This is a genomic window from Saccharopolyspora dendranthemae (assembly GCF_007829955.1).
Lineage (GTDB): Bacteria > Actinomycetota > Actinomycetes > Mycobacteriales > Pseudonocardiaceae > Saccharopolyspora > Saccharopolyspora dendranthemae.
This window is the reverse complement of the sequence record NZ_VIWX01000005.1, coordinates 229,522-249,751: the sequence shown is the minus strand read 5'-3', so window position 1 is coordinate 249,751 and position 20,230 is coordinate 229,522. Positions and strand designations below refer to the sequence as shown.

Annotated in this window: 20 protein-coding genes; 4 read left to right on the top strand and 16 right to left on the bottom strand. The window is 70.7% G+C overall.

The annotated features are described in order from the left end of the window. Positions 1-41: 41 nt before the first annotated feature. Entirely contained in the window at positions 42-965 is a 924-nt protein-coding gene (locus tag FHU35_RS22865) for an alpha/beta fold hydrolase (protein WP_145743163.1), read from the bottom strand. 131 nt (positions 966-1,096) lie between these two features. Next, the gene (locus FHU35_RS22860; RefSeq protein ID WP_145743161.1) at positions 1,097-2,128 is read right to left on the bottom strand and encodes an NAD(P)-dependent alcohol dehydrogenase; all 1,032 of its coding nucleotides are present in this window, start codon (positions 2,126-2,128) and stop codon (positions 1,097-1,099) included. A gap of 94 nt (positions 2,129-2,222) precedes the next feature. On the opposite strand from FHU35_RS22860, the gene FHU35_RS22855 reads away from it, so the two are divergent. The 3 genes from FHU35_RS22855 (at position 2,223) to FHU35_RS22845 (ending at position 4,316) form a co-directional block, all read left to right on the top strand. After that, complete coding sequence (locus tag FHU35_RS22855; protein WP_145743159.1) at positions 2,223-2,807, top strand: TetR/AcrR family transcriptional regulator; 585 nt, start codon at positions 2,223-2,225, stop codon at positions 2,805-2,807. A gap of 77 nt (positions 2,808-2,884) precedes the next feature. Next, positions 2,885-3,331, top strand: a complete 447-nt coding sequence (locus tag FHU35_RS22850; RefSeq protein ID WP_145743157.1) for a hypothetical protein — start codon at positions 2,885-2,887, stop codon at positions 3,329-3,331. A gap of 184 nt (positions 3,332-3,515) precedes the next feature. Beyond that, entirely contained in the window at positions 3,516-4,316 is an 801-nt protein-coding gene (locus FHU35_RS22845) for an ion transporter (protein ID WP_145743155.1), read from the top strand. 295 nt (positions 4,317-4,611) lie between these two features. Here the strand turns inward: FHU35_RS22845 and FHU35_RS22840 are convergent, their stop codons facing one another. The 14 genes from FHU35_RS22840 to FHU35_RS22775 form a co-directional block, all read right to left on the bottom strand. After that, positions 4,612-5,769, bottom strand: coding sequence for a WXG100 family type VII secretion target (locus FHU35_RS22840; RefSeq protein ID WP_145743153.1), 1,158 nt, complete (start codon positions 5,767-5,769; stop codon positions 4,612-4,614). After that, the gene (locus FHU35_RS22835; protein WP_145743151.1) at positions 5,766-6,083 is read right to left on the bottom strand and encodes a type VII secretion target; all 318 of its coding nucleotides are present in this window, start codon (positions 6,081-6,083) and stop codon (positions 5,766-5,768) included. The genes FHU35_RS22840 and FHU35_RS22835 overlap by 4 nt, the downstream gene beginning before the upstream one ends. Further along, complete coding sequence (locus tag FHU35_RS22830) at positions 6,083-6,484, bottom strand: YbaB/EbfC family nucleoid-associated protein (RefSeq protein WP_145743149.1); 402 nt, start codon at positions 6,482-6,484, stop codon at positions 6,083-6,085. Before FHU35_RS22830 ends, FHU35_RS22835 begins: the two co-directional genes overlap by 1 nt. A gap of 24 nt (positions 6,485-6,508) precedes the next feature. After that, positions 6,509-7,324, bottom strand: a complete 816-nt coding sequence (locus tag FHU35_RS22825) for an ESX secretion-associated protein EspG (RefSeq protein ID WP_145743147.1) — start codon at positions 7,322-7,324, stop codon at positions 6,509-6,511. Continuing rightward, on the bottom strand, positions 7,321-7,650 hold the full coding sequence (locus FHU35_RS22820; RefSeq protein ID WP_145743145.1) for a type VII secretion target: 330 nt from the start codon (positions 7,648-7,650) through the stop codon (positions 7,321-7,323). Before FHU35_RS22820 ends, FHU35_RS22825 begins: the two co-directional genes overlap by 4 nt. A 15-nt stretch (positions 7,651-7,665) precedes the next feature. After that, positions 7,666-8,778 (bottom strand): hypothetical protein, encoded by a 1,113-nt coding sequence (locus tag FHU35_RS22815; protein WP_145743143.1) that lies wholly within the window; start codon positions 8,776-8,778, stop codon positions 7,666-7,668. 277 nt (positions 8,779-9,055) lie between these two features. After that, positions 9,056-11,539 (bottom strand): helix-turn-helix transcriptional regulator, encoded by a 2,484-nt coding sequence (locus FHU35_RS22810; protein WP_145743141.1) that lies wholly within the window; start codon positions 11,537-11,539, stop codon positions 9,056-9,058. A gap of 288 nt (positions 11,540-11,827) precedes the next feature. Continuing rightward, a complete protein-coding gene (locus FHU35_RS22805; protein ID WP_145743139.1) occupies positions 11,828-12,592 on the bottom strand; it encodes a PIG-L deacetylase family protein in 765 nt (254 codons plus the stop codon). Between the two features lie 99 nt (positions 12,593-12,691). Next, on the bottom strand, positions 12,692-13,378 hold the full coding sequence (locus FHU35_RS22800; protein ID WP_145743137.1) for a GOLPH3/VPS74 family protein: 687 nt from the start codon (positions 13,376-13,378) through the stop codon (positions 12,692-12,694). A gap of 118 nt (positions 13,379-13,496) precedes the next feature. Continuing rightward, complete coding sequence (locus tag FHU35_RS22795; protein ID WP_145743135.1) at positions 13,497-14,858, bottom strand: lipase family protein; 1,362 nt, start codon at positions 14,856-14,858, stop codon at positions 13,497-13,499. A 230-nt stretch (positions 14,859-15,088) separates the two neighbouring features. Continuing rightward, positions 15,089-15,949, bottom strand: coding sequence for a M15 family metallopeptidase (locus FHU35_RS22790; RefSeq protein WP_145743133.1), 861 nt, complete (start codon positions 15,947-15,949; stop codon positions 15,089-15,091). Positions 15,950-16,025: 76 nt separating this feature from the next. Beyond that, the gene (locus FHU35_RS22785) at positions 16,026-17,936 is read right to left on the bottom strand and encodes a TIGR04222 domain-containing membrane protein (RefSeq protein ID WP_145743131.1); all 1,911 of its coding nucleotides are present in this window, start codon (positions 17,934-17,936) and stop codon (positions 16,026-16,028) included. A 15-nt stretch (positions 17,937-17,951) separates the two neighbouring features. Then, positions 17,952-18,848, bottom strand: a complete 897-nt coding sequence (locus FHU35_RS22780; RefSeq protein ID WP_145743128.1) for a DUF4231 domain-containing protein — start codon at positions 18,846-18,848, stop codon at positions 17,952-17,954. Between the two features lie 316 nt (positions 18,849-19,164). Beyond that, positions 19,165-19,392 carry a DUF2795 domain-containing protein gene (locus FHU35_RS22775; protein WP_145743126.1) on the bottom strand — a complete coding sequence of 76 codons (228 nt, stop codon included), beginning with the start codon at positions 19,390-19,392 and terminating at the stop codon, positions 19,165-19,167. 190 nt (positions 19,393-19,582) lie between these two features. On the opposite strand from FHU35_RS22775, the gene FHU35_RS22770 reads away from it, so the two are divergent. Continuing rightward, on the top strand, positions 19,583-20,227 hold the full coding sequence (locus FHU35_RS22770) for an MBL fold metallo-hydrolase (RefSeq protein ID WP_145743124.1): 645 nt from the start codon (positions 19,583-19,585) through the stop codon (positions 20,225-20,227). Positions 20,228-20,230: the final 3 nt, after the last annotated feature.

Sequence of the window (20,230 nt, the reverse complement as noted above, 5' to 3'; positions counted from 1 at the left end):
CGGGAGCAGTCCCACGTGGACGGTTCCCGGGCCGTTCTCGTTCAACCTTCGGCACTTTCCTCGAGGGTGTTGCCGACGAGGCTGTAGAGAGTTTCGGCGAGTTGGGTGAGGCCCGGTTCCTCGGCCGGGTAGTGACCGCACTTCTCGAGCATCACCGCCGTGGTCGGCGCCTCGATGCGGTCCAGGAAGCGGAGGCTGAGCTCCGGTGGCGTCCAGTCGTCGTCCGCCGGGTGGGCGAGGATGACCGGCGACGCGGCGAAGGTCTCCGGCGGCACGTGCCGGTAGTTGACGAAGCTGGTCAGCAGACCGATCGGAGTGCGGGCTCCGCCGCCGCGCGGGTCGGCCGCGCACATCGCCGAGAGCTCCGGGTTGCCGCTGATCCGGCGCTCGTCGGCGAGCCATCGCATCGGGACCCGGACACCACCGACCAGCCGCTCCAGCAGGGCCAGACCGGCAGGCGGGATCGAGCCGAGCGGGCCGCGGGCCGCGCGACGGCGGGCCTCGGGATCAGCCGGGTCGAGCAGGCAGGTCGCGACCACCGCCGACGCCTGCCCGGTCCGGGCGGCGACCTCGTAGGCCAGCATCCCGCCCATGCTCGCTCCGAACAGCACCAGCGGCCGGTCGTCGCGCCGCCGCTCAGCGATCACCAGATCGCACAGGAGATCGACCCAGTCCGAGTACCTGATGCCGCTCGGGTTCGGCACGGCGGTGCGGCCGTAGGGCGGCAGGTCGGGCACCAGGAGGTCGGCCATGCCCGCGACCGGCGAGCACACCGGCCACAGCGCGGCCGAGTGACCGGCGGCGCCGTGGATCACCAGCACCCGCGCGGAGGCCTCCGGAGCCGCGGCCCGCGCGATGTGCACGCGACCGCCCCGCCAGTTCCACCAGGTCGACGTCGGCTCCACTTCGGAGGCACGCCGCCGGTAGGAGTCCGGCAGGAAACGGGCGTAGCTCTCGCTGTCCACCTCCCCAGAGTGAGCGCGAAACCCGCCGCGGACAACTCACCCCTTCCCCGGGAGTGCTACGTCCGCCGCCCGTACCGCATCGGCCTGCTCACCATCGCCCCCTGCGCGGAGCTTCCGGAGCACGAGGATCCTCAGTCCAGATCGGACATGTCGAGCACGAAGCGGTAGCGGACGTCGTTGCGCCCCAGGCGCTCCAAGGCCTCGTTGACCTGCGACGACGGCAGCACCTCGACGTCGGCGGTGATGTCGTGCTCGGCGCAGAAGTCGAGCATCTCGCGAGTCGCGGGCCGTCCTCCGCTCCCGGCTGAGGTGAACTTCTTCCGCCCGATCAGCAGGTCCATCGCGTTCAGCGAGACCGATCCGAGGTGCCCGACCTGGACGAGCGTTCCGTCCACGGCCGCCAGCCGCAGGTACGGACCGGGATCGTGCACCGCGGAGATGGTGTCGATGATGACGTCGAACCGGTCGCGCGAGCGGGCCATCTGAGCATCGTCACCGGAGACCAGCAGGTCTTGCGCGCCGAGCCGCCGGGCGTCGTCGAGCTTGCCGGGACTCCGGCTGATCACCGTGGTCTCAGCACCGAGCGCGACCGCGAACTTCACCGCGAGATGCCCCAGGCCACCGAGCCCGGCCACCGCCACGCGGCTGCCGCTGCCAATGCCGAGGGCGCGCAACGGCTCCCACACGGTGATCCCCGCGCACATCAGCGGAGCGACCGCGGCGGCCTCCCACCCGCGAGGAAGCGCGTAGGCGAAGGATTCCCGGACGACGTACTCGCGGGAGTAGGCGCCCAGCGTGGGCGTCGCGTCGTGGCGGTCGGTGCCGCCGTAGGTCAGGGTCGGGAACTCGTGGCAGAAGTTCTCCTGACCGGCGAGGCACATCGCGCACTCGCCGCAGGAGTCCACGATGTTGCCGACCGCGACGGGATCTCCGACGGCGAAACCGGTCACGTCCCGGCCGATGTCGGTGACCGTGCCGGTGAACTCGTGCCCCGGCACGACCGGACCGTCGGCGGCGTTGATGCTGTGCAGATCGGTGTGGCAGACGCCGCAGTGGTCGACCCGAACGGCGAGGTCGTCGGCTCGCAGCTCGCGCCGTTGCAGGGACGTGCGGTGCAGCTTCTGGGCAGGCCCGTCGGCCCGCCATCCGGTGGTGGTGCGCATCGGCACTCCTTCAAACAGACTGTTCTGTCTGTTCCAAGCTAGTCCGGCCCGCGCCAGAAGGCAAACCAACTGTTCTGTTTGCTACCCTGAACTGATGGTCGACAAGCCCCTGACCTCGCGCGGAGCCGCCACCCGCGATCGCATCGTCGAGGCCGCCACCCAGGAGTTCGCCGAGCACGGGATCGCGGGCGCACGCATCGAGCGGATCGTCGCCGCCGCGCGCACGAACAAGGCCCAGCTCTACGGCTACTTCGGCAACAAGGAGGCCTTGTTCGACGCGATCTTCACGGCCTCCCTGGACCGGATCGTCAACGCCGTGCCGATCGGCCCCGATCTCGCCGACTGGGCGGTGCGCCTCTACGACGACTACCTGCTGCGCCCCGACCTCATCCGGCTGGCCACCTGGTCCCGGATGGAGCGCCGGCCTCAGGGCCATCTGGTGGCCGACACCGATCACCGCAACGACCACAAGATCCGCGCGATCGCCGACGCCCAGGCCGCGGGGAACGTCGTGCCCGGCGACCCATTCGACGTGATGGCCCTGGTCATCGCGATGTCGATGGCCTGGTCGCCGGTCAGCAACGTCTACGCCGCCTCCGCGGACGAACCCGGCGAGGACCACCAGCGCCGCCGCGAACTGCTCCGCGAGACCGTTCGCCGCGCGGTGATGAACCCCTGAGCACGCGAACGGCGTCAGGGCCGATGCCGGGGATGCACCGGAGGCACCGGGCGGACGTTCGAGTTTGACTGACCGGCATGAACGCACCTGTTTCAGTCCGACGCGCCACCACCGCCTGGACGATCGCCGTGGCCTGCGGCGTGGCCGAGTCGGCGCTGGCGGTGCTGCGGGCCGCGAGCGAGAACGCGCTCGGCTCCGACGTGGCCTCCCAGCTCGCGATCCGGTTGCCGGTGTTCGCGATCGCGGGCGTGCTGATCTTCCACTTCGCCCGCGGCAGGCGCTGGGCCCGGACCTCGCTGACGGTGATGCTCAGCGTCCTCGGCCTGGCCTCGATGGTCGTGCCCGCCGCGCTCGAGATCGCCGGCGGCAGCACCCTGATCGGCGCGCTCGGCGGCGACGGACCGTTCGCGTGGCCGTTCCTGCTGGTCAGGATGATCCACATCGTCGGCGTCGTGGCCGCGACCTGGCTGATGTTCCAGCCCACCGCGAACCGCCACTTCACCCCAGAACCAACCCGGGTCTGACCGCCACTCGCCGAGAGCGCCGCACCAGGTCCCAGTTTTAGTCCTAACTGAGCCGACATTTCGGACATGATCATGGCTCGGTTTGGACTAAAACTGGGAGAGGGCGGGCCGCTCGGCCCCACGCCGCCCCGTGCTCGGCGCGGGTGTTCCCGTGCTGGGATGGACGTGAGACACAATCACGACCATGACCAGCGCAACCGTGGCACTCCGCCGGACGCCCACGTTGGACATCGCGATGCTCGTGCTCGCGGTGTTCTCGCTCGCGCTCCTCTGCTACGCCACCTTCTTCGACACCTCCCACGAGACGGCGCACACCGTGTTCATCATCGACACGGTGATCTGCGGCGTCTTCTTCGTCGAGTTCCTGTGGCGGTGGCGCGAGGCGGGCTGGACGCGGCGGTTCCCGATGCAGAGCTGGTACGAGATCCTCGGCATGATCCCGGTGGCCCACCCCGCCCTGCGCGGGTTCCGGCTGCTGCGCGTCGTCGTGCTGCTGATGCGGCTCGCCCGCACCGCCGACCGGGCCTTCGGCGAACGCATCACGCAGCGGATCATCGAGCGCTTCTCGCGTCCGATCGTGCTCGCCATCAAGAAGCCGATCACAGTGGCGGTCCTCGACGAGGTCGTCAAGGTCGTTGAAACCGGCCACTACCCGGAGAACGTCGCGCGCTCGCTCGGCGAGCACCGGGAAGTGCTGCGCGAGATCGTCACCGAGAAGCTCAAGAACGACCAGCAGGTGGGCCGGATCAAGCACCTGCCGTTCCACGACGAGATCGTCAAGTCCATCGTGGACACCACGATCCGGGTCATCCTCGACGTGCTCAACGACGAGCGCACCGACCGCTTCTTCACCGAGGTCGTGCGCGAGAACCGCGATCAGATCCGCCGTTCGGTCCAGCTCGGGCTCCACGAGTCCGAGAGCGAGTCCGAGAGCGAGCCGCCCACCGAACCCAGCGCCTACAGAGCTGAATACCAGCACAAATAAGCGTTGGACCACCGGCGTACAGCAGCGCCGAGCAACTCGCGGTCGTCACACGCGAGCCTGCACGCCCACCCTCCATCAGCCGATGATCACTATCAGTGACTCCACGGCTTTTCCGCCAGAGATTTCAGGTCACTCGACTACGCGAATCCACCAGAGGCCTTGAAGCCGCCGCTTCCGCCACGGCGAGGAAGTACCCGAACCGGCCCTGTCGCTGAATCAACCGCGCCGGGTCGCTCAAACCAATGCTCGCAGCGTTCCGAGCACCAGGAATCGCTCGGGGCGGTGTGCCAGGAAATCAGGGGTGACGCGGGCCGTACTCGGGGTCGTCGTGCTCGGGGAAGTCGAGCGTGCCCGACAGCCGCGCCGACAGCGGTGACGAGCGCTCGGAATCCTCCTGCGACTGCTGCTGCTTCTGCTGCGGGGCGAAGGGACCCATGCCGAAACCGCCTGCGCCCGAAGGCACTCCCCCGCCGGCTCCGGCACTCGCGCCGGCCGCCGGGGAGGTGCCCGGTATCGGCCCGGCGGAGGCGACGCCGCCGGGGCTCGGGATTCCCGGCGAACCTCCTGACCCGAGCGCCGATGCCGCGCTGGTCAGTCCCGGGGACGTGGAGGCTCCGCCGCCCGTGGGAGCGGAGCCCGAGGTGGGCACCGCGGAAGCGGCGCCGGGACCGCCGGGTGCGGTCGATCCGGCGGTGACCTGCTCGGCCTGGTCGGCGATCTTCGAGACCACGCCGCCGACCGCGCTGAGCACCTTCATGATCTCGTCCACGTGCCCGAGCAGCCCCTGAGCGCTGGCGAGCAGGTTGCCCATGTGCCCCGAGATCCGGGCGCCGTACTCGGCGGCGACCTGCACCACCTGCGGGATCGCAGCGGCGATGCTCGCGCCGAACGTCGCCTGCGCGGCGGCCAGCGCCTGGTTCATGATGAGCACGATCCGGCCGACGGCCTCGTTGACCAGGATCGTCACCTCGTTCGCCGTCTTCGCCAGCGCATCACCCATGCCCGCCAGCGCCTCGCCCAGCCCGGTGCTGGCCTCACCGATCCCCTGGAGTCCGCCGACCAGCTCGGCCGCGGTCTTGAGGTATTCGGTGGCCGCAGCGCCGGACCAGCCGCTGGTCTCCGGGCCGGCCGCCTGGCCGTAGGAGTCGGAGATCGAGGCGACCCCGCTGCCGACGTCCTGCAGACCCTGCACGCTGGAGGCGATCGCGCCCGGGTCGCCCGCGAGCTGCTGCAGCGGTTCGCCCAGGAACGGCACGAGATCGGCGAGGAACCCGAAACCGGATCCCACCAGCGCCGACAGCGGATCCCCCGTCGCACCACCGGACGCGTCGCCGGAGCCGTATCTCCCGGAATCCCACCCGCCGCCGCGGACCGCGTCGTTGGTGGACCGCACGTCGGCGACGAAGCGCATGGTCCCGGCCGAACCCAGCGGAAGGCTCATCTCGGCGCTCACCGGTTCTCCCCCTCGCGCAGCAGCGCGACGCCGTCGTCGTCGGCGCGCTGGTAGTCCTCGGCGGTGCCGGTCAGCCCGCGGCTCACGCTGTCCAGCACGCCCGACGCGTCCGAGACCGACTGCGCCGCTTGGGAAATGGCGTCGTCCAGCCCCGCGGCGGCGAACTCCAGGAAGGTGCCCAGCGCGTTGCCCGCGGGTCCACCGGTCATCGCACCTGCCGTGGCCGACAGCACGTCGGACAGCCCTGCCACGGTTCCCGCGTGGGCGCGGATCTGCTCGTGGTCGACGCGGAAGTCGCCGGAGGGTGCGCTCATCAGACGATCACCCTCGGGTTGTTGAAGAAGTCCTCGTCGTCCTGCGGTCCCGGCTCGTCGGTGTCGACGGGCATGTTCTCCCGGACGAAGTCCAACGCCGGCCCGTCGCCGAGGTAGTCGGTCATGATCTCCATGACCTGCGTGCCGACCATCCGCTGCGCCTGCTGGGTCGTGGCGAGGATGAGCTGGGCGAGCTTCTCGGCCTCCAGCGCGCGGGCGGCCGGGGTCAGCCGGATGTCCACCAGCGCACCGCTGGGCCCGACCTGCACGGAGATCTCGCCGCGCGGCGACGACGCCGTGCCGTTGACGTGCTTGAGGCCCGCGCTGGCCGCCTTCGCGTCGGCGGCCGCACGCGCGAGCGTCGCGTCGTAGTCCGCGAGCCACTGCTGTGCAGAGTTCACCTTGGGTCCTCTCGAGAGTTCAGATCAGCGCTGCTCGCGCGCGATCGCGACCAGGTCGGCCAGAGCCGCCCGCACGACCGCCGGGCGGAGCGGGTTGATGCTCACCCAGCCGGCCTCGGTCCTGCTCACCCGGAGCCGCCCGTGCGGACCGTCCAACCAGGACAGTTCCATCCCCTGGCGGCGATCGCCGCCGCAGGTGTGCCGGGTCGCACCGAGCTGACCGCGACCGATGAGGGTGGGCAAGGCGCTCACCAGCCGGTCCAGCGCCCCCGGATCACCGCCGGAATCCCGGACGAGCTCGCGGAAGCGACGCTGCTTGGTTCGGTCGTCGGCGATCGCGTTGAGCTCGGCGACGTCGTCCACGACGCGTCGCGGGAGGTTGATCGGCATCGATTTCACCGGAGCGCGCTCCGGGACCAGTGCCACCATCTCGTCGACCAGCGCGTTCGAGGCGATCCGGCGAATCCGCACGGTGCCTGCGGGATCGCCGTCGAGCCGCTGCTCGAAGATCAGCGCCGAGGACCGGTAGATCATCGCCAGCACGCCGGTGGCCCCGGACTCGTCGACGAGCACCAGGTCCAGCGCGCCCCGGTACTGCCGGAGCGCGGCGACCAGCTCGGCGGCGGCACCGGCCGGGCCGTCCTCATCGGCGAGACCGCGCATCCGCAGGGTCTGCCCGGCGGCCGCGAACAGCACGTCCCGCTCCCCGTCGATGCGCCCGAAGGACGGGATGCGCAGCGGGAAGGGCAACGGCACGCCCGCGTGGGTGGACAGCAGGTCGAGCTCGACCTGTCCGAAGTGGATTCCCTCGCCCGTCGGGCGGGCGATCGCGGTCGTCACGTCGTCCGCCCGTCCGCGTCGCGCAGCGCGTCGGCAGCCGCTGTGTCGGTGTGTTCGTAGCCGGTGGCGGTGTCGCGCAGCGCGCTGTGGAAGTGGGAGAGCTCGGTGTGCGCGGCGGTGATCTCCTGCGTCAACCCGGAATCACCCGCGCTCTCCCGCAGTCGCATGGCCAGGTGCAGCGCGGGCGGCGCGGTGCCCAGCATCGGCATCCGCTCGGCCAGCTGCCGCGCGGAGGTCACCAGCCCGTCGGCCTGATCGCCGACCCTGGAGAGCTCCTTGACCTGCGCGGCGAGATCGTCGGTCGTGACGCGGTATCCACTGTTCAACGGTCCGCTCCCCTCTCAGCCGATGACCGGCGCGCTCGCCGGTCGGTCGTCGTCGAACAGTCCCTGGTCGATGGTGGGCAGCTTGTTCTCGTGAACCTGCTCGTCGTCGTCACCACCGGCCGACGCGCCCCGCCCCGGGGCCATGCCGTTCGATCCGGCGGCGCCGCCCGCACCGAACATCCCCCGAGCGCCGAGAACTCCCATCCCGGCACCGACGCGTCCCGCTCCTCCCAGCGGGTCGGGGCCACCGACCAACTTCCCCCACGGCGCTCCGCCGGTGGGTGCTCCGACCGACGTCCCGGAGAAGCCGGCCGCACTGGTCGCGGCGGGCGCCGACCCCCAGGCGGCGCCCGACGCGTCCGGAGCGATCGCGGTACTGCTGCGGCGCAGAACCGCCTCGTACTGCGACATGACGTGCACCGCCTCCGCCTTCTTCTCGGCGGCGTTGGCGGAGGCCAGGAACATGCTGCTGCCCCCGGCCGCAGCCGCTCCGACAGCAGCGCCGATCATCGCGCCGGGAACCGCTCCCACACCGCCCGCGGCGGCACCGACGACCCCGCCGACCACGGCACCCGCGCCCGCTCCGGCGACACCGGTCCCGACCACGGCGCCGGTCGCGTCCCCGGGTGGCGGAGGCATCGCGTTGCGCGCGGAGGACAGGGCGTCGCCCGCGTTCTGGGTGGCGTGCGAGACCGTGCTCGCCCGCTCCCCCACGCCGGACGTCCGGTCACCGATCATCCCCAGCCTGCCGCCGGCCGCGTCGGCGGACTCGCTGCTCCAGTGGGTCTGCATCGCAGAACGGTTGCGCTGCAGGGAATCAGCGTGGCCGGCGAGCTCGGTGCTGTGCCTGCCCCATTCGTCGGCAACACCGGTGACGTCGGTGACGTCGGCGCTCTCCCACACCATCGCGTACAGCTGCTCGTGGGTGTAGGCGTTCCAGTTGGTGCCCTCCGGTGGGATCGGGGCGCCGAAGTAGCCCTCCCAGACGTGGGTCAGGGTCCGCACGACGGGTGTGCCCACCTCGCCCACCGGTCCGGCGCCTTCGAGCACGGAAGTGGTCGCCCTGGCCAGGTCGTGCACGCCGGCCGACGCCACGGCGACGACGTCCGCCTCTCCGGATTCGGTCATGTCCGGTCTGCCTTCCTCTGATCGGCCGGTGCTTGCGGCCGAAATGTGCAGGGCACGGGGGTCGGCTGTGCCGCCACCCCCGTGCCGACCGCGCCCCCCAGCGCAGCACCTACAGATCATCAGAAGGCCGGTACCGAAACATCAGCAATGTTGCTGATCTTTGGGGCATCGCGGAATCGCCCTGCTCGGCGGTGCGGGTGGCGGAGAACCACGTGGGAAGGCATTGCTGTGCGAGCCGAGTCCCGCACCTGCGGCAACGACCACCGTCGACGATTCCTCAGGCGTCGGCATCCCGGTCGCGGAACTTCACGGCCAGTTCCAGGCGGGACGAGCAGTCCAGCTTCCGCAGGACGCGGGAGACGTGCGAGTCGACGGTGCGCACCGAGAGGATCAACCGCTCGGCGGCCTCCCGGTTCGTCAGGCCCTGCGCGACCAGTTCCACGACCCTCAGCTCAGCGCCGGTGAGGCTGTCCCAGCCGTGCTTGGGCCGTCCGCGCGGGCCGGAGGCGCCGAATTGCACGCCGTAGGAGCGGAGATTGGCCGCGGTCCTGTCGATCTCCCGGTGGGCGGCCATCGCCGCGTACTTGTCGATCGCGCTCTGGTAGGCGGCTTTCGCGGCGGCCGACCTGCCGGAGGCGGCCAGCGCCACCGCCGCGTCCTGCGCGGCCTGCGCAGCGACGAGCGGAGTGCTGTTCTCCGTGAAGTCCTGCGCGGCGGCGAGCAACCGGTCCACGTCCCCGTCGACCAGGCCCAAGCAGTAGTTCACCTTGGCGTCGTCCTCGTCGCTCCACTCCCGCATCCGGTCGATCAGCCGGAGCGCGAGTTCCTTCTCCCCACCTGCGACGGCGATGCGCACCAGCGGCACGCACACCGGCGCGATCGAGCGGTCGTGCCGCATGCCGACGTTGCGCTCGACGACGTCGCGCACGATCTCCATCGCGCGCTCGAGATCTCCGTCCACACCGGCCAGCACGGCACGGGTCACCATCATCAACGACTCGTAGAACATCGCGACCCCGTAGATCGGGGCCCGGTCGGCGAGCTGGGCGTGGGCGCGGGCCGCCGGGAGGTCCCCTCGGTTCAACAGGATCGTGGCCGCCACCGCGTGCAGCGGGCCGGCCATGCCGTGCTGGTGCGGGAGCGCGAGCGCGTCCTCGACCTCGGTGAGCGCACGGTCCCACTCGCCGAAGTTCAGCGCGGCCACGGCGGCGATCGTGTGCAGCCAGGGCAGGAAGCCCAGCCCCAGATCGCGGGCGATCGGCCTCGCCTGCTCGATGGTCTCGAGCACGTCCGGGTCGTGCTCCAGGTTCTGCAGCAGCGCCCGCAGCATCCGGGAGATCAGCCATTGCGCCCGGTCGTAGGCCGAGATCTCCAGCAGCACGGCGCCCCGGTCCAGCTGTTCGCGCGCGGCGGCGTAGTCGCGCAGCAGGCACAGCCCGATCGTCCGGACGTTGCACAGGTAGACCTCGACGAGCGGATCGTCTGCTGCGGCAGGGCTCGCCGCCGCGACGGCGCGTTGGGTGGCCTCCATGTCCCCGGCCAGCAGTTGGGCGTAGGCGTCGAGGACGGCGAGCCGGGGCGGCAGATCTCCTTCTCCTCGAACGGTTTCCAGCACCTCGAGGACCGGCTCGGGCGTGAACTCGCCGCTGGCGATGATGCCCAGCACGGCGAGGAGCCGGTTCCGGATCGACTCGTCGGGCTGCGCCAGCAGGCCTTCGGAGGCCGCGCGCCGGGCCCGGTCCATCTGCCCGCTCCACAGCAGCGCCTCGACCCACGCCGCGCGCAGCGGAGGCAGTCTCGGGTCGCCGGGCTGCAGCGCGGCCACTCCCCGCTCCAGCAGCCGCACGACCGCCGGCGTGGCCCGCGCGGTCAGCATCTCGGCGCGTTCGGTGAGCCAGTCGATGGTCCAGGAATCCACCGTGCCGTGCACGAGGTGCTCGGCGACGCGTTCGACACGGGCACCGCGCTGGGCGAGCACCTTGGCCACCGAGCCCCGCAGACCGCTGGAGGTGGAGACGATGTCCTTGCGCAGCAACGGATATCGCAGCCGCACCTCGCCGGCCGCTTCCTCGGCCAGCCCCTGCGCGGTCAGCCTCGCGACGCCGGAGAGCACCTCACTCGGCGTCGCGCCGGTCACCGCCGCGAGCTCGTCGACGGAAGCGGCGTCGCCCAGCAGCGCGGCGCAGCGCAGCAGGTGGGTGTCCGCACCGGCGAGGTCCGCCGCCCAGACCGTCACCTGCGCGGGCCGGTCGGCGGCGTGGATCCGGCTCAGCAACCACGGGTTGCCCCCGGCGTCCGCGGCGCGCGGTGAGGGTTCCCCGAGCATCGCGCGGACGGCGTCGGGGGTCAGCGGTTCGAGGTCGTGCACGATCGCGAACCTGTCGAGCGCGGCGAACCGCTGAGCCGCGACGCGGCGATGCCTGCCCGCCACGATCAGCAGCGGCCTGCTGTAGACGTCCTCGGCGAGGGCGTGCAGCGCGAGCAGCGTTGCGTCATCGGCCTGGTGCAGGTCGTCGATCACGACCATCGCGGGCTCGTCCAGCTCGGGCATCTGATCCGACAGCGACGTGCGACCACCCGGCCGCAGCACCGGAATCCGGTGGAGGCGCAGGCCCGAGTCCCGCATGGCCGACACGTGCGCTTCGAGCAGGCTCGTGACACCGAGTCCGGGATCGGCTCGCACCATGACCAGCGCGCCCTGTCCGACCTTCGCGGCCGAGGCGGCATCGGCGAGGACGCGCAACGAATCGTGCCGCCCCACGAGCGTCACGCAACCCCCAGCTGTTCAGCGACAATCCGACCCGCTCGCCACCCTACCGACGAACACCCCTGCCACACGCCGGTTTTGCCAGAACAACCGGCTTCACCCCGGTCGACGGGCGATCCTGGCGGCAACTACCTACTCGTGAGTAGATAGCGCTGACCTTACCTGCTCCCGCGGCGGCGCGACCACGACACGAGGGAGATCACACCCGATTCCGCCCGCACGGCCGAACGCGAGCCGAAGTCCCGCCCGCAGGTCGATCTCGATCCCGCGAACGGCGGCGGGTCAGGTCAGGTCGTCCAGGAAGGGCGGGGGCGCGTGGCGGTCGACGGCGCGGAAGAGCACCGCGTGCTCCACGCCGAGCAGTTTTCCGTTGGCGGCCAAGATCTTCGGGATGAAATCCGCTGGAACGGGGTGGTCCGGGAGCGCCGCCAGGTACGCGGCGTGGGATTCCAGCGAGGCGACCCCCAGCTCCACCGGCCTGCCGGTGACGTCCACGCCGTGCGTCGCGTCCCCCGCCCCGGGCATCCCGGGGATGAGGAACCACCGCGGGCTCCACGTCTCGAAGCCCTCGTCGTCGATCTGCTCGGGGAAGATCCACCGGGTCCCCGCGTCGTTGATCGCGTCGACGGTCGCCAGCCCGGCGGCGCGGTGATCCGGCTGGTTGAACCCGAAGGGCGTCTCGATCTCGTAGGGCATGCCGATCACGGCGTCCGGCTTGAACCGGCGGATCTCCCGGCAGATGTCCCGCCGCAGCTCCGGGCCGTGGACCAGCACGCCGTCGGGGTGCTGGAGGACCGCGAGCTGCTCGACGCCGACCGTCTCGCACGCGGTCCGCTGCTCCTGCAGCCGCAGCCGCGCGGTCTCCTCCGGAGGGTTCGGCATGCCTGCTTCACCTCGCGTGAGCAGCAGATATCCGACGTCCACGCCGCGCGCCGTCCACCGCGCGACAGCAGCGGACGTGCCGTACTCCATGTCGTCCGGATGCGCGACCACGCAGAGCACGCGCTGGAAGCCCTCATCGGGCAGAGCGGGCAGCAACTCGGTCATCGCACACGATCCCCTCGGTCGGCGATGCCTCCGATTCTGCACCTGCGCCCGATGCGCCGCTCCAGGCCAGAAGTACTTCGAACAGCAGTTTTCCCGGTGTCACTGAACTCCGGCGATCACGGCGACGCTGACGGCGGCGCTCGACGCGGCGATGGCCGCAGCCGTCCGGGTGACGGCCGCGTTCACGGCCGAGGCTCCCCAGCTGCCCTGTTCGATCTCCTTCGCGCGGGTGGCGACTCGGCTCGACCACTTCGGGGTGGGGTGCAGCGTCGGCAGCGCACCGCTGGACGACAGCAGCGCGATCACCGCCGCCGTGCGGGAATCGGGCTCCGAACCGTCTTCCAGGACCGCGCGCACGTCCTCCAGGAGGTCCGCTTCGTGCTGGGAGTCCTCGGCGGGCCACCGGGTGCTGCGGAAGACTCCCAGCACCCGCTTCTCCTCGCGCCGCACCAGGCCGCGCTCGACGAGCCGGTCGATCACCGGCTCCCGCAGGCCGCCGCCGATCTTGAGCAGGAGCGGCTGCACGCGCTGGGTCTTCTGCGCGACGGCGTCGTAAGCGGACCGGAGCAACGGGTCCTCGATCGGCACGTCCCCGACCGCACGAACCTCGGGGCCGTTCAGGCTCGCCCGACCTTCCTCGGCGTCGATCGCCCCGCGAAGCGCGAGCTCGACGAGCATCGCCCCGCCGAGGGTGTAGTGGAGCGTGCCCGCTCCGGCGATGGTCCCGTGCTCGTCGTGGAGCAGCAGCAGCATCAGGCCTTCGACGATCAACGTGTCGTGGTGCATGGTCTCCCTCTCGGGGTCGTCTCGAGAGGGAGACCATGCACCATGCCGCTGCGGCATGCTCAAGCGCTGTCGTGCCCGAGGGCGGGGCCGCGGGCGCAGTGCTCGCGGCCCCGTCGCGTCAGGGCTGTTCCGGCAGGGTGTCGCAGTTGCTGGACGCCGGGGCTCCGGAGAGCCGGTCGGTGATCCAGGAGATCGCGTTGCCCTGGTCGGCGAGCAGCGGCGTGACGTGGTTGGTGATCAGCCCCTTGCCGAGGTCCGGGAGCTGGACCGGGGTGTAGGTGACCTCACCGCCTGCCGAGCACCAGTCCACCGCCAGCTGGCGGGCCTGGTCGTGCGGCACGATGTCGTCCTGCACGCCGGTGGTGACGCGGACCGGCGTGGCCGGCTTCGTCGTCCCGAGGAGCTGGGCGTCGAGGACCTCGCGCACCGCCGGCTCGGCCTCCACGACCTCTCCGAGGCTCTGCCCGGTGGTGGTCCAGTTCGAGGTCTTGTTGAAGGCGTAGCGCGCGATGCCGTCGCCGATGCACCGCGAGGACAGGTCCTCCAGGGCGGCCTTGCCGTCCTCGTTGATGTGCTGGTCGGCGATGGGCTTGAGGTCGGGGTTGGTCTGGAGGAACCCGTTGAGCGACCACCCGATCGCACCGACCAGCGCGCTGCCGTCGATGCCCTCGATGACCTCGGTGAGGTTCGCCGGGGGCGCGCCGACGTAGGCGCCCGCGAGCTCCACGTCCGGGGCGTAGGTGGGCTGCAGCTCGGAAGCGGAGGCCGTCGCCCCGCCGCCCTGGCTGTAGCCGTAGAGCGCGACGCGCGAGTCGCCGGTGATCGACGTCTCGGGCAGCGAGCGGGCCGCCCGCACGGCGTCGAGCACGGCGTGGCCGCCGTCGATCCGGTTCACGTAGGTGTGCAGCCGGTCGGTGGTGCCCAGGCCCACGTAGTCGGTGACCACGACCGCGTTCCCCTCGGCCAGCAGCCGGTAGATCGCGATGTCCTCATAACCGACCGACACGTGGTCGCCGTTGAAGGCGATCGGGCGCTCCAGGCCCTGGGAGGCCGAGCAGGAATCGCCCTGGCCCATGGTTCCGGGCGCGACGGCCACCACCGGGCGCGGTCCCTCGCCCTTCCACGGCGCCGACGGTTCGATGTAGGCGCCCGTCACCGCCGCGGGCTTCCCGTTGGAGTCCGTGGTCTTGTACATCAGGCGGGTCGCCGTTCCCGGCAGCTGCTTCCCGCCGACGCTGGGCAGGCTCAGCGCCAGCGGCAGCGGTTCGGTGCGCACCAGGGCGCCGTCCGCCTCGGGGAGCTCGGCCGGCGGGTCGTAGAAGCCCTCGCTGACCATGCCCGGCGTGGTGGGCGCTTCGTCGGCCGCGGTGGCCGGTGCGGCGTGCACGCCACCGACCACCAGCGACAACGCGGTCACTGTGATCAGCCCGCGCGCGCGTCTGCGCGCTGCGGAAGGCGAGCGGTGAACGGAACGGGACATGCGGTCGCTCCCTGCGTCATCGGATGGTGCGAACTGCGCAGTCGATCGGTGCGCGGTCCGAGCAGGTGAGGTCACCGCCCCGGCACGGCGTACCGGAGCGCGCGGTTGTCGAGCCGCGCCCCCGGCTTGTCATCGACTCTGAGGTGAACAACGACACAACACTCACGAAGTTGCGTTGCACAACGATGCGACGGTCGGCAGTGGGACTGCGACAGCGGCGTTCGAGCTGATCAGCGGAAGGCCGCGCTGTTGACCGGGAAGTCGAAGTACTCGTCCGGGAACGGTTCCTGCGGCAGGTTGAAGTGCCACCACTCGTTCTCGTAGCCCTCCAGGCCGGCCGAGGTGAGCACGTCGCGCAGCCGGTCCCGGTTGGCACGGGCCTCACCGGTCACGCCCGAGGCGTCGGTGTGCGCCCGCTCGTCGAAGCAGTCGAAGCCGGTGCCCATGTCGACGCTGTTGTCCGGGAACCGCTGCCCGACCGGTGCGGCGCACGACGCCAGCGGCTCCCCCGGCGTGTAAGGCCGCTGGGGCGGCACGGGCAGCCGCACCAGGGTCAGGTCCACCGAACTCCCCCGGCTGTGCCCGGAGTCCTTAGCGATGTAGCCGCCGGAGTACAGCTGCGACTTCTCCATGCCCGGGTAGAACTCGTCCTTCATCCGCTGGTCGGGGACGTCCTTCGCCCACTCGACGAAGCGATCGTCGGCCTGCTGCGGCCGGTAGCAGTCGTAGACCTTGAGCGTGTACCCCTGAGCGGTGACCTGCTGTTGCGCCCTGTGCAAGGCGTCGGCGAGCGGGCGGGTCACCACGCACATCGGCTCGTCGTAGCCGGGCACGGGATCACCGGTGAAGTTGTGCGGGGTCGCGTAGCGGATCTCCTCGACGATCGACGGGTCGACGTCGTGCAACCGCACGAACCCCTCGGGAGCCTGCTTCACCTGCACCGCAGGAGTCGGCGGCGGAGCGGGACTCGGGGCAGGAGCACTGGGCGCGGGCGGCGCCGGAGCAGGCCCGCGCGGCGCACCGCCACCGCACGCCGTCACCGCCAACACGACCGGCACCACGAGCGCGAACAAGCGAAAACCCCAGCTCATGCAGGTCACGATAACCCGGTCAGAGGTTTCGCGAAGTGCGGCGACGACCCCACCCGCGGCGACCGGCCCGATCCCGTCAGCCGCCCCCGCCGAGCGTGGAGGCCCACGCGATGCTCAGCACCACCAGCACCGCCACCGCGCGGGCGTACGACGATCCGCCGACGATCAGGTGGCGGCTCGTCCGGCCGAAGAAGACCGGGACCTCGATGCCCGACCAGATCACCTGGTTGCTCCGGAAAACCGGGTAGAGGGCGTGCATCAGCCGATTTCGCATCCGGCGGAAGCTCAGCCGAACCGCGACCCGCCCGAGGTGCAGCTGCAGCAAAGCGTGGCGGCGGAACGGGACGAAGTGCGGCGTCCAGTCGCGATCGAAGTGGACCAACCCGTGGACGGGCTCGCTCCCCCAGGTCGAGCTCTTGCGCGGGTCCGCGGGAAGTCCGGCGGGGAAGTACGCCTCGGTGAGCTCCCGGAACCGGGCGTACTGAGCGCGGTTGAGCGGGACGAAGACGACCAGTCTCTCCGGCAGCACGTTCGCCGTCGCCTGCGCGAACTCCCACCTCAGCCCGTCGCTGTAGCCCGCGGAGATCAGCACGAGCGCGGAACCTCGCAGGAGACCGAGCACTTCGGCCTGCCACCGCTGGAGTTCCTGGCCGGGGCGCGTGGAATCCGGCTCGACGTAGATCTGCGCAGGGCCCAAGCCGGGAAGCCGTGATCCGGGGTCCCCGATCGCCACGAGTGTCCCGAAGTTGCGGACGGCTCGGGCGATCTCCTCGATGTAGGAGGACCGCGAGCCCAGCGCGGTCATGAGCGACCGGAACGGTGACGCCCCTTCGAGCAACGCGTCGTGGGCGAACGAGCGGAGGTAGAGCACCGGCGGCCGTTGACCGCTCCGCAGCGCCTCCCGCCCCTCGACCGCGAGATGCTTCCGCCCGCGCGTCGCCAGGCCCGCGCCGACCAGGCAGCAGGCGACGAACAACGCGATCGCGCCCCAGCCGAAATCCACGACCCAGAACACCAGCAACGCGACCACGGCGCAGAGCGCGCCGAGCGATCGGTAGAGCCACCCGACGCGGCGATCGGGGCCGGTTTTCCGCGCGGGGAGCAGGGAACCGAGCGGGCGGCGCGATGCCGAATCCCAGTGCTCGGCTCGTACGGCCAGGTACCCCATCCATCCCATGAAGGGCACGATCCCGGGCGCGGAGCCGATCCATCCGGGGGACAGGCGCCACTCCCCTGCGCGCGCGGCGATCGCCTCGCGCAGCTGCTGGATCTTCTGCCTGTCCGCGACCTTCTCCCGCTTCAGCTGCGCTTCCCCGGTCCGATGCTTGCGCACCAGCGATCCGATCTCCCGCTTCGTGCGCTTGCCCAATCGGGTGCGCGTCAAGGTCAACGAGCTCTCGCCCCACCACCAGGCGAGCGCGGCCGCCGGGACCTCGACGTTGAGCAGCATCATGGTCACGTTCTGTCCGAAGCCGATCCCCAGCTGCACGAGAATCATCGTGACCAGGACGAACGGGATGAGTGCCCGGACGATCAGCCTGAGCCGCAGGTGGTTCGGGGAACCGAGGAGGTATCCCCCGGACACCAGCCGTCGTCGCAGGTGCGCGCCGGTGTCGGTGCGGGCGAACTTCCGGGCCAGGGCTTGGGCGGTCGTCTCCTTGGTCAGCAGGTCCAGCACCTGCCGCTGCACGCCGTCCCACACCTGCAGGTCCGCGCGGGCGCCTCTCCTGAACGTCGAGAACTGGCTGTGATTCACGACGACCGCGTCCGCCTCCGCCAAACACGCGAGGGCCGTCTCGACGACGCGAGTCGAATGACCGGTCAGCAGCGCGACGTCGTAGGGGCCGAGCGAGATCGGCACTCGCGCAACCGCTCTGGATTGCGCCCAGAAGTAGGCTCCCGCCCGAGCGGCCAGCGCGCCGAGCAGGAGGAGTCCGAAGGCGACCAGGTACGGCCACGCCGCGTTCGCCCCGGGGGTGGATCCCATGTGACCTCCGCGTTCCTACTCGCCGTGCGAGGAGCGCCAGGTGCTGTGCTCGCGGCTGATGGCCGCTTCGGCATCCGCGACCGCCGCGGCCCACCCGGCTTCGTCCGGGTGATGGCGCAGGTGCTCCCGGACGAGCTCGAGATCGTGGGTCGCCACCACGTAGGCGTGCGCCGTGGTGGCGTGCTGCCGGGCACTGGTCCACGCGGCCAGACCGGACACGGTTGCGGCGACGATCCCGGCGAGGTCGAAGGTGACCACGCCGAAGGCCCTCGCGAGCGCGGCGGCGATGCCGACGAGTTCGCACACGAGCATGAGCCGCTGGTAGATGTCCGCTTGCCGCTGGTGGAACTTGGCCTTGTCCGCGTACCAGTTCTGCTGGTCTTCGATGCGGTCGGACAGGTAGGCCTGCTGGCGTTCGGCCAAGTCGGCGTTGCGCAGGGAGCGCATGCGTTCGCTGATCGCGCTCGCACGGCTGGGCAGGAGCGGGACCGAACCGAAGTCCGTGCGCAGCTTGGCGAGCCGGTCCACGAACACGCGGTCGGCGTCGGCTTCCGGCACGCTGGTCTGGAACGGCGCTCCGCCGACCGCGTAGCGCCAGGCGAGGGTCTTCGTCGATTCGGCGAGCGCTCTGCCCTGGTACCAGGCCTGGTTCGAGTGGCTGCGCAGCACGAGGATGTCGACGCTCAGCGCGCCGACGAAGAACAGCGCGGTCCCGATCGCCGCGACGTCAGCGGAACCCGCCGGGATCGTGAACGCAGCGGAGACCGCGGCGAGGACCGAGAGCAGCAAACGCCCGCGCACAGCCCGCAAGTACCTGCGCTGGCCGACGACGGACATCTCATCCGCGGCCTGGAAGAGCCCGGGTAAGTCACCGTGGTCGAGAACCGGTGCCGCCTTCTCGCTCGTGGTCATACCGGCCGCTCTCCCTCTCGCCGTCGCTCAGCCCACCGGCGATCCCCCGAGCCCCCGCCCGACGGGCGAAGCTCGATGATCACGCAGGCGCAACGGGCATGGTAGCGACACGAGGTCCACGAGTGACCGCGAAAGCACAACCGGAACCGCTTCGGCCTAGAGAACGGCCCGCATGCTCCGGCGACACCGCAGGTGCACGGCAGGTCCCAGTTTTAGTCCAAACCGAGCCATGATCATGTCCGAAATGTCCGCTCAGTTATGACTAAAACTGGGACCTGCCGCAGCGATGCCCCCGAGCGAGCCGACTGAGGTGGGGTCAGCCTCGGGCTGTGCCGCCTGGGGCGTCGCCTTCCGGCTGCTGGGGAACGGCGTCCAGGACCTGATCCTTGTTCGCGTACTGGCCGGCGGGCAACGATCGGAGTGCGGCGAGGGTTTCAGCGTCGGCCTCGCGGTCGGTGGCGAAATCGACCATCCGTTCGCGGTCGACCGGGAACTCGAGGCCCTGCAGCGCCTTGTCCACCCGCATTTCGTCGCGCTTGGTCATGGTCCCTCCATTCCTGTGGCGCTCGATGACAGCGCACTGACCGCAGGGGTACCCACTCGCCCCGATCCCTATTACCGCGACGGCCGCACATCACCGGATCGGTGACGTTCCGCACGGCTCCGCTCACCTTGACTTCGAGCTAACTGGAACTCCTAACGTCGTCCGCAGGAACGACGACCAGGAGGACACCATGAAGCAGATCCGGCCCGACCTCTGGGAGACCGAAGCCGAGCACCCGTTCCCCGGCCTGAACACGCACGCCTACCTCTGGACGGCACCCGGCGGGAACGTGCTGTTCTACAACACCACGCTGGAGTCCGAGTTCGACGAGATCGCCGGGCTCGGCGGTGTCGTGCGCCAGTACCTCAGCCACCAGGACGAGATCGCACCTTCACTGCGCACCGTCAAGCAGCGGTTCGGCTCGACACTGCACACCACCGCCGTCGAGGCGCCGATCGTCGCCGAGACCTGCGCGGTGGACGGCACGTTCGACCGGCGCGGGACCGAACCGCCCGGTTTCGAGGCGATTCCCACTCCCGGACACACGCCGGGAAGCGCCTGCTTCCTGGTGCCGGGCGCGGAGGGCGAGAGCTACCTGTTCACCGGCGACACCCTCGTCCGCGGCGAGGACGGCGGCTGGTTCGCCGGCTACATCCCCGGTCACAGCGACCGCGAATCGCTGGCGGCAACCCTTCGAGCGCTCGCCGACCTCACCCCCACCACGGTGATCTCCAGCGCCTTCACCGGCGATTCCGGCGTCACCCACCTCGGGGATCGCCGCTGGGCCGACTGCGTCGACGAAGCGCTGCGGGGCCTCACCCAGCCCGCCACCTGAGCC